13 protein-coding genes, 1 pseudogene and 2 riboswitches are annotated in these 15,328 nt (G+C 51.2%); of the genes and pseudogenes, 6 read left to right on the top strand and 8 right to left on the bottom strand.

The features are described from left to right. Window positions 1-111: 111 nt before the first annotated feature. Window positions 112-1,440 (bottom strand): short-chain fatty acid transporter, encoded by a 1,329-nt coding sequence (locus LOK74_RS15605; protein ID WP_230042941.1) that lies wholly within the window; start codon window positions 1,438-1,440, stop codon window positions 112-114. 107 nt (window positions 1,441-1,547) lie between these two features. Then, window positions 1,548-3,110: an AMP-binding protein gene (locus LOK74_RS15610; RefSeq protein ID WP_230042942.1), complete on the bottom strand. Its 1,563-nt coding sequence runs from the start codon at window positions 3,108-3,110 to the stop codon at window positions 1,548-1,550. A gap of 216 nt (window positions 3,111-3,326) precedes the next feature. On the opposite strand from LOK74_RS15610, the gene LOK74_RS15615 reads away from it, so the two are divergent. Next, window positions 3,327-3,932 carry a TetR/AcrR family transcriptional regulator gene (locus tag LOK74_RS15615; RefSeq protein ID WP_230042943.1) on the top strand — a complete coding sequence of 202 codons (606 nt, stop codon included), beginning with the start codon at window positions 3,327-3,329 and terminating at the stop codon, window positions 3,930-3,932. Window positions 3,933-4,051: 119 nt separating this feature from the next. On the opposite strand, the gene LOK74_RS24105 is transcribed toward LOK74_RS15615, so the two are convergent. The 3 genes and pseudogenes from LOK74_RS24105 to LOK74_RS15625 form a co-directional block, all read right to left on the bottom strand. Further along, window positions 4,052-4,174 carry a hypothetical protein gene (locus LOK74_RS24105; protein ID WP_255679462.1) on the bottom strand — a complete coding sequence of 41 codons (123 nt, stop codon included), beginning with the start codon at window positions 4,172-4,174 and terminating at the stop codon, window positions 4,052-4,054. 143 nt (window positions 4,175-4,317) lie between these two features. Further along, a pseudogene (locus tag LOK74_RS24395) lies at window positions 4,318-4,428 on the bottom strand (transposase zinc-binding domain-containing protein); the annotation flags it as partial. Between the two features lie 103 nt (window positions 4,429-4,531). After that, window positions 4,532-5,359 (bottom strand): aldo/keto reductase, encoded by an 828-nt coding sequence (locus tag LOK74_RS15625; protein ID WP_230042945.1) that lies wholly within the window; start codon window positions 5,357-5,359, stop codon window positions 4,532-4,534. Between the two features lie 344 nt (window positions 5,360-5,703). On the opposite strand from LOK74_RS15625, the gene LOK74_RS15630 reads away from it, so the two are divergent. Next, window positions 5,704-7,110, top strand: coding sequence for a hypothetical protein (locus LOK74_RS15630; protein ID WP_230042946.1), 1,407 nt, complete (start codon window positions 5,704-5,706; stop codon window positions 7,108-7,110). 153 nt (window positions 7,111-7,263) lie between these two features. Continuing rightward, on the top strand, window positions 7,264-8,832 hold the full coding sequence (locus LOK74_RS15635) for an IS1182 family transposase (RefSeq protein WP_230042947.1): 1,569 nt from the start codon (window positions 7,264-7,266) through the stop codon (window positions 8,830-8,832). A gap of 96 nt (window positions 8,833-8,928) precedes the next feature. Here LOK74_RS15635 and LOK74_RS15640 read toward each other — a convergent pair whose 3' ends face one another. The 3 genes from LOK74_RS15640 to LOK74_RS15650 form a co-directional block, all read right to left on the bottom strand. Next, window positions 8,929-10,236, bottom strand: a complete 1,308-nt coding sequence (locus LOK74_RS15640) for a nucleobase:cation symporter-2 family protein (protein ID WP_230042948.1) — start codon at window positions 10,234-10,236, stop codon at window positions 8,929-8,931. Next, window positions 10,230-10,844: a xanthine phosphoribosyltransferase gene (locus LOK74_RS15645; protein WP_230042949.1), complete on the bottom strand. Its 615-nt coding sequence runs from the start codon at window positions 10,842-10,844 to the stop codon at window positions 10,230-10,232. The genes LOK74_RS15640 and LOK74_RS15645 overlap by 7 nt, the downstream gene beginning before the upstream one ends. Window positions 10,845-11,217: 373 nt before the next feature. Then, window positions 11,218-11,319, bottom strand: a riboswitch (purine riboswitch). A gap of 32 nt (window positions 11,320-11,351) precedes the next feature. Next, entirely contained in the window at window positions 11,352-11,822 is a 471-nt protein-coding gene (locus tag LOK74_RS15650; protein WP_230042950.1) for a GNAT family N-acetyltransferase, read from the bottom strand. Window positions 11,823-11,949: 127 nt separating this feature from the next. Beyond that, a riboswitch (SAM riboswitch) is annotated at window positions 11,950-12,059 on the top strand. A gap of 62 nt (window positions 12,060-12,121) precedes the next feature. Here LOK74_RS15650 and LOK74_RS15655 point away from each other — a divergent pair. The 3 genes from LOK74_RS15655 to LOK74_RS15665 all read left to right on the top strand — a co-directional run bounded on the left by LOK74_RS15655 (window position 12,122) and on the right by LOK74_RS15665 (window position 15,319). Then, window positions 12,122-12,688 carry an ECF-type riboflavin transporter substrate-binding protein gene (locus LOK74_RS15655; RefSeq protein ID WP_230042951.1) on the top strand — a complete coding sequence of 189 codons (567 nt, stop codon included), beginning with the start codon at window positions 12,122-12,124 and terminating at the stop codon, window positions 12,686-12,688. Between the two features lie 95 nt (window positions 12,689-12,783). Next, on the top strand, window positions 12,784-14,499 hold the full coding sequence (locus LOK74_RS15660; RefSeq protein ID WP_230042952.1) for an ABC transporter ATP-binding protein: 1,716 nt from the start codon (window positions 12,784-12,786) through the stop codon (window positions 14,497-14,499). Next, the gene (locus LOK74_RS15665) at window positions 14,486-15,319 is read left to right on the top strand and encodes an energy-coupling factor transporter transmembrane component T family protein (RefSeq protein WP_230042953.1); all 834 of its coding nucleotides are present in this window, start codon (window positions 14,486-14,488) and stop codon (window positions 15,317-15,319) included. The genes LOK74_RS15660 and LOK74_RS15665 overlap by 14 nt, the downstream gene beginning before the upstream one ends. Window positions 15,320-15,328 lie beyond the last annotated feature (9 nt).

Genomic DNA, 15,328 nt, shown 5'->3' on the forward strand with positions numbered 1-15,328 from the left:
TGGAACCCTCAATAGAAAAAAAGCACCGTCCGGGAACCACGCCGGAGGTGCGTCAGAAAAGGAAGGAGAATAAGCATCCCGCTTCTCCTTTATACTCGTACGAAAGGCAAATTATAAAAACAGAATACCTAACGAGAAGAACACGCCGCTGATGATCAGCGTGATCACGCAATAGCCCATAATATCCTTCGCTTTTAGCCCCGCAATGGCCAAGGCAGGCAGCGCCCAAAACGGTTGAATCATATTGGTCCACTGATCCCCCCATGCGACTCCCATCGCCACCCTGGGCAGGTCCGCGCCCAAGCGAAGCGCCGCATCCATCATGATCGGTCCCTGGACGGCCCACTGGCCTCCTCCCGAGGGAACAAACACATTCAGAATTCCACCGCAAATCAGAGACCAGAACGGCAGCGTCTCCGCCGTTGAGATGGCGACAAACCATCCCGCTACGATAGCCGCCAAGCCGGAGCTGGTCATCAGACCCATGATTCCGCCATAAAAGGGGAATTGAAGCACGATCGGTCCCAACGATTTTCCGCCTTCGGTGACATTTGCTATATATTCGATCGGTGTCTTGGTCAGCAGGATCCCGGCGACAAGAAAGCTTAGATTCACAATGTTCAGATCAAGCGAACCGCCATTGGAGAAGTGACGGATGAGATAGATCAGGCCGGCCACGCCGATGAGCAGGTTAACGATCTGCAGGCGCTCTATTTTACTGGCCCATGTGGGCACCGTTTTCTGAACCGCTGCGACACTGGCTGCGGTCTCCTCTTTTGCTAGTAAAGAGGCGTCAATCGTCACCACGTCACTCTCTTTTGGGGCCATCCGCATCATCACAAATGGCAGCGTAATCAAGATGGCGAGCGCGGTAATTACGTTAAAAGGCGCGAGCATCGTCTCGCTGACAGGGATAATGCCAATCATCTGTTCCAGCGGGTGTCCCTCCGTCGCGATCAAGAGAGCCACACTGCTGGAATAGCCCATATGCCAGATCACAAATCCCGAATAAGCAGACGCGACAAGCAGCGGGTAATGAACGTTTTTTACTCGAAGCGCCATCTGTCGGGCAACAAATGCCCCGACTACCAGTCCAATCGCCCATGAGACTAAGCTTGCCACCCCTGCAATCAGAGCAGTCAGCCCATACGCCGCTTTCGGCGTCTTGGCAAGGGAAGAGAGAAAATTAAGCCCTTTTGTGACAGCCTTGGTTCGTACAAGTGCAGTGCCTGTCACCAGAGCGATACTGATCTGCATCGTAAAGACCAGCAGGCTCCACAATCCTTCCGCCCAGTAATCGACCAGCTGCAATGGCGAGCTGGGAGTGAGTATCCACGCCGTACCGAAAACCACAAAAGTTAAGATCGTCGCAAACAGGAAAGGATCCGGCAAATACCTTTCCATGACGCGAACGAAGAAATGCGAGAAGCCCCGAACCATTCTGATGCCCCCTTTTGATATGGCAGCACGCAGACTGCTCGATCCAACACACCCCTTCAAGGACGCTGCTGCATCCAAGCATCCTTTCTCTTGAACAGGGGGTGTGTTCAACCGCGCTCTTCGTGCCATCTGCGCAGCACATGTTTTTGAATCTTACCGACAGAGGTACGAGGAAACTCCTCGACAAACTCCACATATTCAGGAACTTTGAACTTGGCCAGACGAGCCGTGCAGAAAGCGATAATCTCCTCCGCCGTTGCTTGCGCTCCCTGGTGTAGCATCACATACGCTTTGATCGATTCGTCACGCATCTCGTCGGGAACGCCAATCACCGCACACTCGTATACACTGGGATGCTTGGCAATCACGTTCTCGATTTCTTGAGCCGCTACATTCTCACCGGCTCGTTTCATCATGTCCTTAGCGCGGTCCACAAAGAAAAAGTAACCGCTTTCATCAATCCGCGCATGATCTCCCGTGTACAGCCAGCCGTCCCTCAGCGTCTCTTCCGTTGCCTCTCGATTGCGAAAATATCCTTTCATCAAACTGCGGCCGGGGATTCCTTTCACAATCAGCTGACCCACCTCTCCCCTTGGACATTCCATGCCGGATGGATCGATCACTTTTACCTCGTAACCCAGAGTCGGTCTGCCGATCCCCATGTTGTTGCGAATGCCGTCGAGCGGATTCATCAAAGGGGCTCCGATCGTTTCCGTCATCCCGTACAGCTGGAGCAGTTTGGTGTCGTAACGCTCTTCGAAGAGGGCCAGCTGTTCTCTGGTCACGGATTGGGCGAACCAGACCACACGCAACCGGTTCTCACGATCGGCCGGATCGTATTCCTGCGCCAAGATCATTCGTATCGGAGCGGCAAACAGCGAGCCGACCGTAGCCCCCAAACGCTTCGCCTGTTTTGCATACCTTGAGGCGCTAAACCGTTCCGTTATGGCAACGCTTGCGCCAACTGTCAAGGCTGACATGGTTGAGTAATACTGTGCATTTCCGTGAAAGAGAGGCAGCACGATCAACTGACGATCCTCTGGCGACAACCGGATCGACTTCGACATCACTTCGCCTGCATACAGATAGTTGGCATGGGTGACCAGCACACCCTTTGGCCGTGATGTCGTGCCAGAGGTGTAGAGCATGGCAGCCACATCTTCCGGGTTCAGCGGTACTTCCAGCGGTGCAGTGGAAGCTCGCTCCATGTGGTGATCTAAACTCTTGTCTGCATGTTCACCTCCTTTATAACGGGAAAGCAGGATGCTGCGAAGGTTGGGCAGTTTGCCACGCAGCTGATCAAACTTGGGCAGGTACCGTTCTTCCGTGATGAGCAGGACGGACCCGGAATGTTCCAGGATGTACTCCATCTCGCCTGCAGTGGACAGGATATTGGTTGGCACCATCACAGCTCCAATCGAGGCGATTGCGAACCAGGCCGTCATAAATTCCAGACAGTTGGGCAAGTGTATCGTTACCTTGTCTCCCTTTCCCACACCCAACTGCGCAAACGCGTTGCCAAGACGTGTCACTCTCTCCTCGAACTGCCCATACGTGAGGTGAAAGCCTCGCTCACCCTCATCTTCAAACAGCAGAAACGGCTTCTCCCGATGCATGCTCACTTTTTCCTGCAGCAAGTCCCGCAAGGTTCTGTCTCCGACGATGTCCATCAGCTTCTCCCTCCCCCATGGTTTACCTCCAATGATGGATTCTTTGTGATTGAGTTGAGTTTTCCTGAGAAAAACAGATAAGATGGAAACGTACAACCCGATTTCGCGGACCACAGTCGCAGACTACAGTCTGTCACTGCCACCCATTTTATAGGAGCACCCAGGTTATAGTCAATAATATTTAGAAAATTTTAAAAATGGAGAGGGGTCATCAACGTGTCCAAGTTGACGCCTAGACAAATCGAGGCACAAAAAACAAAAAAGAAGATTCTGGAGACGTCTTTACGCTTGTTTAGCACGAAAGGATACAATCAAGTAACCGTAGATGAAATCGTCAAAAAAAGCGGCACATCAAAAGGCGCCTTTTACACCCACTTTCAATCCAAGTACGAAATCTTTTTGGAGAAATTTAAAGAGATCGATGAGTTTTATTGGAGTTTTAGTCAAACGATACCTCACGACATGCGTACGACCGAGAAGATCCTCTCGTTCGTCGATGCCCAGATGACGTACATCCAACATGAACTGGGCAAAGAGATCATGAGGGTGATCTACATCAACGCCTTAACCCCTAATCCGCACAATTACTTCCTGGATGAAAGCCGGCATCTGTACAACATTCTGACAGCGTTTGTAAGCGAAGGGCAGGGCAGTGATCAGTTGCGCAGCGATCTGTCCCTGCAGGAGATCATCGAGACGTTGACGCGCTGCATGCGGGGATGCATCTATGACTGGTGTATGAGTGATGATAGTTTTAACCTTCCGCTGGAAAGCCGCAGGTTCTTTGCGGTTGTGCTGAGGGGGTTGTTGCGGGACGCATAAGAAAAACCGTCAGAGAAATGACAAGCTGGTGGCCCACCGCTTTGGACAAGCTATAGGGGGTGAAAGAGAAAAACACGCTCGGCTCGTGCCAGTACCTGCGGGGAAGCCAGGATGACTGTCTACGCTCCAACAAAACGGTACGTCGGACAGAAGCCCTCAAGGGGCGAAGGGAGTTCAGGGGAGCAGTTGGCCGTCAAGCGTGTACCGCTTTGTTTCCGCTCCGACTCTGTGGGCACTGCCAAGGCTTTCACCCACCTGTTTTTCTCTTTCGCCGCGTAACGTTTGCTTGCATACGCAACATTTCCTTGCGTACTCCGCCATCTTGTCACTATACATGGAACCCTTATCATCCTCCCGATGCATCTCTCCTCTAGAGAACGCCCTATTTCTCTGTCTCACCAACAGAACAGGTTGGACAGAATCTTCCCGTACACCGATTGGGAACTCTGCGTACATCATGGCATTCTTCCCATATGAACAGCCTCAATCCTGGCTTGGGAGGGTTATATGGTCCCCTGCTCCAACCAACTTGTCCTTCTTCTATCCGTCAAAAAAAGTAACCCGCCTTCGTTCGACGGGTTACCCTCTGTCCTGCATTTTTAAAAGTTGAAGTTATCTGGGTCGGGGCCAAAGCGTTTGTCTTGGTTCAGCCCACTGATCTGTTCCATGTCTTCGGCGCTTAGCTCGAAGTCAAAGATATTGGCGTTTTCGCGGATGCGATGCTCCGTAACGGATTTAGGGATAGTGACCACCTGGTTCTGCAGATCCCAACGGAGCACGATCTGTGCTGGCGTTTTCCCGTACTTTTCAGCCAGTTGGGTCAGCAGCGGCTGATCTAGATTGCCCTGCATCAACGGACTCCACGCCTCCAGTTGGATACTGTGCTGACGGCAGAATGTACGCAGTTCCTGTTGCGTCAACAGCGGATGGAATTCCACCTGGTTCACCATGGGGACAACCTCGCTATCGGCCATCAGATCTTCCAGATGATGCACCTGGAAGTTGCTGACCCCGATTGCCCGTACGTGTCCGTCCTTGTACAGCTTTTCGAGTGCCCTCCAGGTCTCTTTGTATTTCCCTTTGACTGGCCAGTGCACCAAGTACAGATCGAGATAATCCAGTTTCAGTTTTTTGCGGCTTTCTTCGAATGCTTTCAGGGTTGTCTCGTAGCCCTGCTCCGAATTCCACACCTTGGTGGTTACAAACAGTTGGTCGCGGGCAACACCGCTCTCCTGGATCGCTTCCCCAACACCTGCTTCATTGCCGTACACGGCAGCCGTGTCGATGCTGCGGTAGCCGGTTTCAAGCGCCCAGCGAACCGCCCTCTTTACTTCGTCTCCTTCTTGCGCCTTCCATACGCCCAAGCCAAACCAGGGCATTTCCACACCATTATGTAAGACCGTGCAGTCCGTAATCGCTTTTGCCATACCGCTGAACTCCTCCATTCTTGAAAAAGGATATGAGCTTACCTTTTCATAGTACCATATGATGCACTGGGTAAAAAATGCTTTGTAACGGCAGATAGGTCAGATATAGTACTATTTCATACTGAATGTGACTCAGTTTTGGTAGGGAAAGGTTTTGCATGACACCACAAGGTTGCTAACTAAAAATGGAAAAAGGGGTTTACAACCTTTTTCTCATGCTGTATGCTTAGCGCCAGGATTAATTATCCAAAAAAGTAAGGGACATTCCAACCGCGAAAGAAAGGAGGCTTAAAGCTTTTTTCGGTGGAAGATTCACCCATCTTACCACGAAAGGGGTTTTGGGCTTGAAAATAGGAAAGATTCTTTTGATCTGCTGCTTTCTTTTCAGTTTGTTTATCCTTGAAGCTTATATTCCAAATCCATTAAAAGCAGACGTACTTGATTCTAAATATCTGTACAATGATGAACAACAAACCCTGAAAGAGATCAAAAAACAGAAAAATATGCAAGTCTTTGTATTCGACAGTTTCAGTTTTCCAGAAGATTTGTCAGAAAGTATAGATATTGAGGAACTTGATGGACCAGAACCCGACTACGAACAAATTGAACAACGAGAGAAAACAAATAAAATAAAGACTTTGATTATCGATGACAAGATGGCAGAACAACTTTTATCGAAGGAGTCGTTTAAAAAACTGGACAAATTCCTTGATAAAGGGTACTCCATTCATTTTAAAACCGACTCTCTAGACTTGTATACGAAGCTATACGAAATAACAAGTTCAGGAGATCATGCAGTCCCTGAAAAGAGGTTAAAAGAAGGTCAGGAACAGATTTATCTTGCATTGTCAAAAACGAAATCAGGCAAATATGTCAGGGGAGCCGCTTTTGCACGAGATCATCCATCGGATGAAGAAGTAAATAAGCTTATTATCGTAAATGCGTGGCATCGGCAAAAAGATCATGAGGTTTCACATATTATGAAGCTAGATGAAACAAAGTTTCGTTTGCTAAATACCGCAAGAGCTGAAGATTTTGATGAGTTTAATGTGGAAAACGGTTGGGATGAGTGGGGATGGAACTACGAAAATGATTACAGTTCTTTCGGTGATGCCAGGTTCTGGTATCAGTTCGCAGACCTTTGGGATGAATCAGGGGATGCTTATATTGGGTACATGGGTCAGGCACATATAGATCCAGATAATGACGACGTCTCTGACCCAGAGTATGAAACAGATCAGTTTGAGTTTCAGATAGACTTTGATCATTTCAATGACGAGGGATATGACAATCATGCATTTGATTATGACCCGAAGCAAAGCCCAGAAAAGACCACATGGCAATATTCTGTTGGCGGAGGATTATCGGGAGTGGTATCCGGGACGGAGTATGGTGGGTCGATTGGTATCACTTCACAGATATCTATGACAGAAGATGAATATGACATCTATGTAGAAGATGAATCAGATGTTCCCGATGATGAAGAGGTAAATGTGGAGATCAAGTATAGAGATTATGACATTCCTTGGTCTACCGCCGAGCGAGAATATGTTGTCGCTGCTACTGTACAAAATTTCGCCGCGATTACCCAATCGGAACCTGACTACATTGGTGATGGGGATTATAAAACAAAATTACGAGTTGATTTGGATGCATGGTTCAGCTACATCGCTTGGGATGATGATCCGTATGATACGCAAGAGCAGGTTGGAGATCTGAGAGATTTTACTCTCACCTTCTCCAGAAACTAAAACCAGCTTCCAATGAGAATCGAGGAGGGTGTCCCAAAAGCCATGAATAATGGCTGAGGGATCCCCTTTTTTTTTCAATCTAGAAAAACAAAAAGAAACCATCCTTTGGTAAAATGTAAGTGCGACCCAACACATACAAAAGGAGTGGTTTCTTTGTACATTCAATATACCATGGATCAACTTTGTTTACCAATGGATGTAGAAGAGGACATTCCCGCCAATCATCTCGTTCGTGTGGTCAACGCCGCTGTCAATCGTCTCGACGACGCCATCTTTGACGCGGCTTACCCCGGAGGCGGACGAGACAGCTATCACCCCAAGATGCTCACCAAAATCATCATCTATGCCTACACCCAGCGCATCTACTCTTCTCGCCAGATTGCCAAGGCCGTCCGTGAAAACATAATGTTCATGTGGATCGCAGGCAGACAACGTCCGGACTTCCGCACCATCAACCGCTTTCGCTCGGAACGAATGAAACCCGTACTGGAGACTGTGTTTACCGCCATTCTTCAATTCTTGGTCGAGGAGAATTACGTGCAGCTGGAGCATTACTTTGTGGACGGTACCAAGATCGAAGCCAATGCGAATCGGTATACGTTTGTTTGGGGAAAGGCTGTCGTCAAGCACAAAGCCAAGCTCCAGGAGAAAGTGAAGACCTTGTTTGCCACCATTGAGGAAGCCGAAAAGCAAGAAGAAGGAGCGCACGGGGGCCAAGATCTTCGCGAGCTGGGCGAGTCCTCTACCCTCACAAGTGAAAAGCTGGAGCATGCCGTCAAGCAATTGGAGGAACGCCTGCAGGAGAAGCCAAAAGACAAGCCACTAAAGAAGGCGGTTCGCACCATCCGCAAAGACCTGCTTCCTCGCCTCCAAAAGTATGAAACACATGAGAAGATACTAGGCACTCGAAATAGTTACAGCAAAACGGACCCTGACGCTACCTTTATGCGAATGAAGGAAGACCACATGCGAAACGGCCAGCTCAAACCTGGCTACAATGTGCAGATTGGCACCGAAAATCAATTCATTGTCGGCTACAGTGTGCATCAGCGGCCGACCGATACGCGCTGCTTTATCCCTCATCTTGAAAAAGTAAAGGCGCAGATCGGAAAGCTACCGAGAAGCGTCATCGCAGATGCGGGTTATGGCGGCGAAGAGAATTATGACTATCTCGAACAAAACGAAGTCGAAGCCATCGTCAAATACAGCACGTATCACCGCGAAAAAAGCAAGGCATGGCAAAGGGACATCAGCAAGATCGACAACTGGACGTATAACAGTGAGCAAGATACGTGGACATGCGCAGCGGGGCAAACCCTCCATTTCCGAAGAGAGAGCAAGGAGAAAACGGAAAGTGGATACGAAATCGTGTACCGTCATTACAGAAGCGCCGGTTGCGAGGACTGTCCGTTGAAGTCTCAGTGTACGAAAGCCCAAGGCAATCGCGAAGTCAAAGTCAGCATGAAGTATTTGCGGCTAAAGAACCAAGCAAAGCAGAAGCTCCGCAGCGAAGAAGGGTATGCCCTGGCAGTGAGGCGCATGATTGAGCCGGAGCCCGTGTTTGGTGCTATGAAGAACAATCGAGGGTTCAAAAGGTTCCTGCTTCGAGGCTTACCGAAAGTAAGTCTGGAGGTCGGGTGGCTTTCCCTTGCCCACAATTTGCTCAAGAAGGCTGCAGTGGACGCCCAAAGACAAGGAGCTAAGCGAGAACAGGTCGCTTAGCTCCTTTGTTTTTTGTTTCTTCCGAGACTTATCTAATTTTTTTTCTGATGAGGTCGTTCCTAAGTTTACTTTTGGGACACCCTCCTCGTCTTCTGTCTACGCCTCATTCACAGACGTCTGTATGACCAACTTGGTTTCTTTCTTTTGCTTGGTGTGCAGCAGCAGGATATTCAACACGACAGCAGTCAACGAACCGGTGACAATCCCGTTTTGCAGCAGCATCTTGAGCGTCGTCGGCAGCAGGTCAAACATCTGCGGCACGGCGGAAGAACCGAGACCGACAGCGATGCTGCAGGCGGCGATCAGCAGGTTCTCGTTTTGCTTCAGATCGACACTGGAGAGGATGTTGATCCCGGACGCGACAACCATCCCAAACATCGCGATCATCGCCCCGCCTAATACGGCACTCGGGACTACAGTGGTCAGGGCCGCCAGCTTGGGCAGCATCCCCAGAACGACCAGGATCAATCCGGCGGCGATGATCACATCACGGCTTTTGACACGCGTCAGCGAGACCAGTCCGACGTTTTGCGAGAAGGCTGTATAGGGAAAGGCATTAAACACGCCGCCCAGTACGATGGCCACCCCTTCGGCCCGCAAGCCCTTGACGATATCGCCTTGGGTCAACTCTTTCTCAGCTATTTTACTAAGTGCAAAGTAGACTCCTGTCGACTCCACCATGCTGATCACACAGACCAGGATCATGGTCAGGATCGCCACCAGATCAAACTGAGGTGTCCCAAAGTAAAAGGGCTGAACGATGCTGATCCATGATGCGTTGGAGACCTCGGCAAAGCTGACCATCCCCATAAAATAGGCAGCCACTGTACCTGCAATCAGTCCGATCAACACCGAAATGGCCCGGATGAAACCGCCAAATAGACGATTAACCAGCAGGATCAGCGCAAGCGTACCGAACGCAAGCAGCAGGTTGTGCGGCTGACCGAAATCGGGACTGCCCTGTCCGCCTGCCGCATTGTTCATCGCGACAGGGATCAGCGATACCCCGATAATCGTCACGACCGAACCGGTGACGACGGTGGGAAAGAAGCGCAGCAGCTTGCCGAATAACGGCGCTGCCAGCAGGACAAAGATCCCGGCGAGGATAATCGCCCCGTAAGCCGTAGCCAGGTTGGTCGTAGAGGCAATCGCGATAATCGGCCCGACCGCCGTAAAGGTACAGCCCAACACGACCGGCAGGCGAATCCCCAGATATCGTGTCCCAATCACCTGCAGCAGAGTAGCGATCCCGCAGGTAAACAGATCGGCGGCGATCAAGTAGGCCATCTGGGCAGAAGACAGCTTGAGTGCTCCGCCGATGATCAGCGGGACAACTACTGCCCCTGCGTACATCGCCAGGACATGCTGCAGTCCCAGCGTAAACTGTTTTTGTTTGCTTAGCATCGTGTACTCGTCTCCTCTGCCAGTGTTTTCTCTGTCTCTTCTACAAACCGGATCTCACCAGGCGACATCGATTCAATCCGAGCCAACGAATGGATCGCAACACCCGCTTGTTCCAGTTTGCCCCGACCTTCCTGGAAGCTCTTTTCGATCACAGCACCGACGCCAACCAGTTTTGCACCGGACTGTTTGATGATCTCTACCAGTCCCAGCAGAGCAGCACCGGTAGCCAGAAAGTCATCTACGATCAGCACGCGGTCCCCCTCGGACAAATAACGCTTGGATACGCTGATCCGGTACGTCTCCTGGCGGGTAAAAGAATAGACTGGCACGCTGTAGACATCCTCCGTCAACGTAACCGCCTGCTTTTTCTTGGCGTAGACAAACGGCACCCGCAAGGCATACGCGGCAGCCATCGCGAAGTGAATGCCGCTCGCTTCGATCGTCAGCACCTTGGTGACGCCATCCGCTCGAAACCGGTTGGCAAACTCCTGCCCGATCTCCATCGTCAGCATCGGATCTACCTGATGATTGAGAAAAGAATCTACTTTTAACACCTGACTGGACAAAACGATACCGTCCTGTCTGATGCGCTCCTGCAATGCTTTCATCATCTCGTCTCCCTTTTGTCGTAATCGGCGGTCCGTCCCGCCGCAAATCTTCTATCTTAATCGGCAATACCTGACGGGCCCGCGCATCTGCTATGTCGCATCAGCACGCAACTCCCCGACGGCTAGGCTGCCTCCTTGTACCAATAACAAACAAAGCCCAGAGGGACAGTTCCACTGATTACAGACATGCAATCGAAGTGAAACCTGTCCTTCTGGGCTTTTCTCCCTAAGGTGTAACACATAAGCCAAACTCACGTGTCTGCGTCGCTCGGTCCAGACCTTCTCCTAGAGGATGCGCAGCATGTGCTCTATCACTCGCATTCCCATCATCTCTCGACTGTAGCCAAGACGGCAAGCAGCGGAAAAGCGGAACCCTAGACGCTCTTTCACTCGTAGTCAGATGATTTACGGTCATCTGGTAGATACTTATGGGCCGTATTCCCATGATTATACGAGTCTATTTCGTTGTGTTCGTCCTTCACATTCTAGTATACATCCTATCAAGCGTCAAGACTCTGTTCCGTAAGGGTTTTTGGTTACTTTTTGCAAAAACATCCCCGGTTTGTCCAGCGGAGCAAATCCATAACGATGATAGAGCGTATGGGCGTCTTGCGTCGCGAGCATAAACCGTCTCGGTCTACTCAACTCAGGGTGCTCCACAATCACCCGTACCAGCCACTTCGACAGTCCAAGCCCCCTATGCGAAGGCAGGATAAACACATCAGCAAGATAAGCAAATGTAGCTAGATCGCTGATCACCCGGCCAAAGCCAACCTGCTCGACGGTGCCCTGCCGAGGATCACCCCGGTAAAGACCAAAGCAGAGCGCTGAATGCTGAACCGCTTTTTCTACCACTTCTCGCGGTACTCCCTTGGCCCAGTATGAGTCCTGTGACAAAAACGTATGGATTAAATCGAGATTCAGGTAACGTTTCTCTGTCGAGATGACGAACTCCTCGTGCTGCCAGTACTGTTCCATCGTCCAACTCCTTTGTTTCAATATTTTCCTGGCAAGGTCAGTATAGCGATAATTCTAAAGCATAAAAACAGATTGACATCATGATCATCAAATGGTACATTTTATCTGTTTTTACATAGCCAAAGATCTCTTATCCAGAGAGGTGGAGGGGCAGGGCCCTATGAAACCCGGCAACCACATGTGACGCACAACATGATGGTGCCAATTCCCGCAAGCGCGATGCTTGCAAGATAAGAGGACGTGTACAACTCCTCTTATTGGGAGTTTTTTTATTTTATCATCAAAGGGGAAATGCACTCATGTCTTCATCTAAGTCTATCTTTGAACTTAGTACCAAAACGGTCGTGGTGATCGGGATTGGTGCTGTCCTCTACGGTCTGCTATCCTACGTGACCAACTTCGTTCCGGTCGCCGGGAACAGCCTGCGTCCGGCCATCTCCGTCCTCACCCTGATCGGAGCGATGTTCGGTCCGCTGGTCGGCTTCTTCGTCGGCACGTTTGGTGCGATGATCAATGATCTGTTCTCTGGCCAGATCTGGCTGCACTGGAACATCGGCAACGGGATCATTGGCATATTCGCCGGTCTCGTCTTTCTTATGAAGGATTTCGATGTGAACCGCGGCCAGGTTCGTACAAAGCATTATCTGTGGGTTGTCCTCTACGGTTTGGTTGGCAACATCGTCGGTCTTACCGCAGCCGCTCTGGTAGACGTCGCGATGGGAACGCCGTTTGCAACAGCCGTTGTGAGTTGGGCCATCGTCCCGGCACTGGTTAACGTCGTCTGGGTAGCTACTTTGGGCTTGCTGTTGATCGCTGCCTTTGCTCGCCGCAAAAGCGGGCATACCGACCTGGAGATCGGCAAGTAAGAAACGAACTGCAGCGCCCCATCACGTCTTATCAATTGGATCAAGATAGAGAAACCCTCTCGCTGCAGAGGGTTTTTCACTGAAAAGGAGTCAGAATGGAACCAATCGTATCTGTAAAACAGGTGAGCTATACATACGAAGGTCTGAAGCATCCGACCATTCGCGAGATCAATCTGGATATCCGCCGCGGCGAGAAAATCCTGATCGCCGGTCCGAGTGGTTCCGGCAAATCGACGCTGGCCCGCTGTCTCAACGGGCTGATTCCCCACAGCTACAAGGGAGAACTGCAGGGGCAGATCATCATCGATGGCAAACCGACCTCGTCCATGAGAATCGTCGAGATCTCCGAGAGTGTCGGAACCATCTTGCAGGACCCGGAAGGGCAGTTTGTCGGACTTTCCGTCGGTGAGGACGTGGCGTTTGCCCTGGAGAACCAAGAGATGTCTTACAAAGAGATGGTCGCGCTGGTCAAGGAAGCATTGGCCAAGGTAAACATGGTTAGTCAGATCGACAAAAGTCCTCAGGAACTCTCCGGGGGTCAGAAGCAAAAGGTAGCGATCGCCGGCATCCCCGCCATGAATCCGGACATCCTGCTGTTCGACGAGCCCTTGGCCAACCTTGACCCCCAAAGCGGGCAGCAGGTGATGGCCCTGATTGACGAGATTCACCAGCGGTACAACAAAACGATCATCATCGTCGAGCACCGCATTGAAGAAGTGCTGGAGATCGGCATGGATCGGATCATCCTGATGGAGCAAGGAGAGATCGTGGCCGATGACAGCGCATCCGATGTCGTCAGCTCTGGAAAACTGAAGCAAACCGGCATCCGTCATCCACTCTATCTGGAAGCACTGGAGCGGGCCGGTCTCACCTATACCGCAGAGACGATTCCCCTGGCGGTCAGCGCAGTCGAACGCGACGATGTCCTGCCTAGCTTCCGCCAATGGCAATTCCATACTGCAGCATCCGATGCCCCCTTGGTGGATACGGCTCCTCTGCTTCAGTTCGACGATGTCTGGTTTTCCTATACCCCTGAGGAGCCCTTGCTGAAGGCGATCAGCTTCGCGGTCCGTCCAGGGGAACGTATTGCCCTGTTAGGCCATAATGGAGCCGGCAAATCGACACTTTCCCATCTGATGCTTGGCATACTGAAACCGCTGCAGGGGCGGATTTTTCTGGAGGGGAAACCGGCTGAATCGGCAAACGTCATCCAGCGGGGCGGCAAGATCGGCTACGTAATGCAAAATCCACACCACATGATCTCTCAGGAGACCGTAAAAGATGAAGTGGCTTTCGGTCCGCGCAACTTTGGTCTGGATGAAGCGGAAGTCCTGCAACGTGTGGAAGAGGCGCTCCACGTATGCGACCTGCTTGGCCACAAGAACTGGCCGGTCTCTGCGCTCAGCTTTGGACAAAAAAAACGCCTTACGATAGCGTCGATCCTCTCCATGAAGCCGCGGGTCCTGCTGCTTGATGAACCGACAGCCGGACAAGACTACCGTCACTATCGGGAGATGATGGACTTTATCAGCCGTCTGACAGAGACGGGTATCGCTCTGCTGATGGTAACCCATGACATGCATCTTGCCCTGGAGTACACCAGCCGCTCCATCGTGCTTAGTCAGGGGGAGATCATCGGCGATATGGCCACATCCCGCTTGTTTGCCGACGAGCCGCCGCTGACAGCGGCCAGTCTGCGCACAACCAGTTTGTACCAGTTGGCCAAACACCTGGGGGTTGCGCAGCCAGACCAGTTTATCCAGTACTTTATCGATGCGGACAGGCAGGTGAAGACAGATGCAATCGTTTAACTTTCAGTACATTCCCGGCAGCTCGTTTTTGCATCGGATGGACGGACGAACCAAGCTTGCTCTGTTGGCGTGCTGGGTTGTCTCCATCTTCCTGTTCTATGACATTCGTATCCTGGCCGTCTTTTTACTGGGGGGGTTTCTGCTGATTCCACTAGCTCAGATCTCCTTTTGGCGCATCCGGCGGATGATCCTGATGATGATCGGATTCGTCACCCTAACCGCTGTACTGACCAATATCCTGACACCTTCCTACGCTGGCAGGTTCGTAGCGGTGCAGCATCCGCTCTTTACGGTTGCCGGTCTGACGATCACCAAAGAAACCGCTTTTTACAGTGTGATGCTGATCGTCAAATACCTGGCGATCTTCCCGATGGCCATCCTGTTTATCCTGACCACTCACCCCAGCCGACTGGCCAGCAGTCTGCATCGGATTGGCGTTCCCTACAAGATCGCTTATTCGCTGAACATCGCCTTGCGCTATCTGCCCAATGTGCAGCGTGAATTCATGCAGATTGCCCATGCCCAGCAAGCTCGCGGCGTCTCTCTGGAAAAAGGAAGCGGCAGCATAGGGAAGCGGATGAGAGCGTGGGTAGCCTTGCTGATGCCGCTGTTTGTCTCCAGTCTCGACCGAGTGGAGACGGTGAGCAACGCGATGGAACTGCGTGGCTTCGGCAACCGACGCAGCCGCAGCTGGTACAACGCTACGTCGTTTACCCGACTGGATACCTTCACACTGACCGCGAGCGTCGGATTGGTCGTCTGTTCTATCTTTCTGAAGCTGTATGTGTTTGAGAGTTTTTGGTATCCCTTCGGCCCTTAGATCTTGAGA

Source organism: Brevibacillus humidisoli (assembly GCF_020923435.1).
Lineage (GTDB): Bacteria > Bacillota > Bacilli > Brevibacillales > Brevibacillaceae > Brevibacillus_E > Brevibacillus_E humidisoli.

Bases quoted from the DNA above. Each gene is read 5' to 3' on its own strand.
- LOK74_RS15605 (WP_230042941.1), bottom strand. From the start codon at position 1,440: ATGGTTCGGGGCTTCTCGCATTTCTTCGTTCGCGTCATGGAAAGGTAT.
- LOK74_RS15610 (WP_230042942.1), bottom strand. From the start codon at position 3,110: ATGGACATCGTCGGAGACAGAACCTTGCGGGACTTGCTGCAGGAAAAA.
- LOK74_RS15625 (WP_230042945.1), bottom strand. From the start codon at position 5,359: ATGGCAAAAGCGATTACGGACTGCACGGTCTTACATAATGGTGTGGAA.
- LOK74_RS15640 (WP_230042948.1), bottom strand. From the start codon at position 10,236: ATGCTAAGCAAACAAAAACAGTTTACGCTGGGACTGCAGCATGTCCTG.
- LOK74_RS15645 (WP_230042949.1), bottom strand. From the start codon at position 10,844: ATGAAAGCATTGCAGGAGCGCATCAGACAGGACGGTATCGTTTTGTCC.
- LOK74_RS15650 (WP_230042950.1), bottom strand. From the start codon at position 11,822: ATGGAACAGTACTGGCAGCACGAGGAGTTCGTCATCTCGACAGAGAAA.
- LOK74_RS15655 (WP_230042951.1), top strand. From the start codon at position 12,122: ATGTCTTCATCTAAGTCTATCTTTGAACTTAGTACCAAAACGGTCGTG.
- LOK74_RS15660 (WP_230042952.1), top strand. From the start codon at position 12,784: ATGGAACCAATCGTATCTGTAAAACAGGTGAGCTATACATACGAAGGT.
- LOK74_RS15665 (WP_230042953.1), top strand. From the start codon at position 14,486: ATGCAATCGTTTAACTTTCAGTACATTCCCGGCAGCTCGTTTTTGCAT.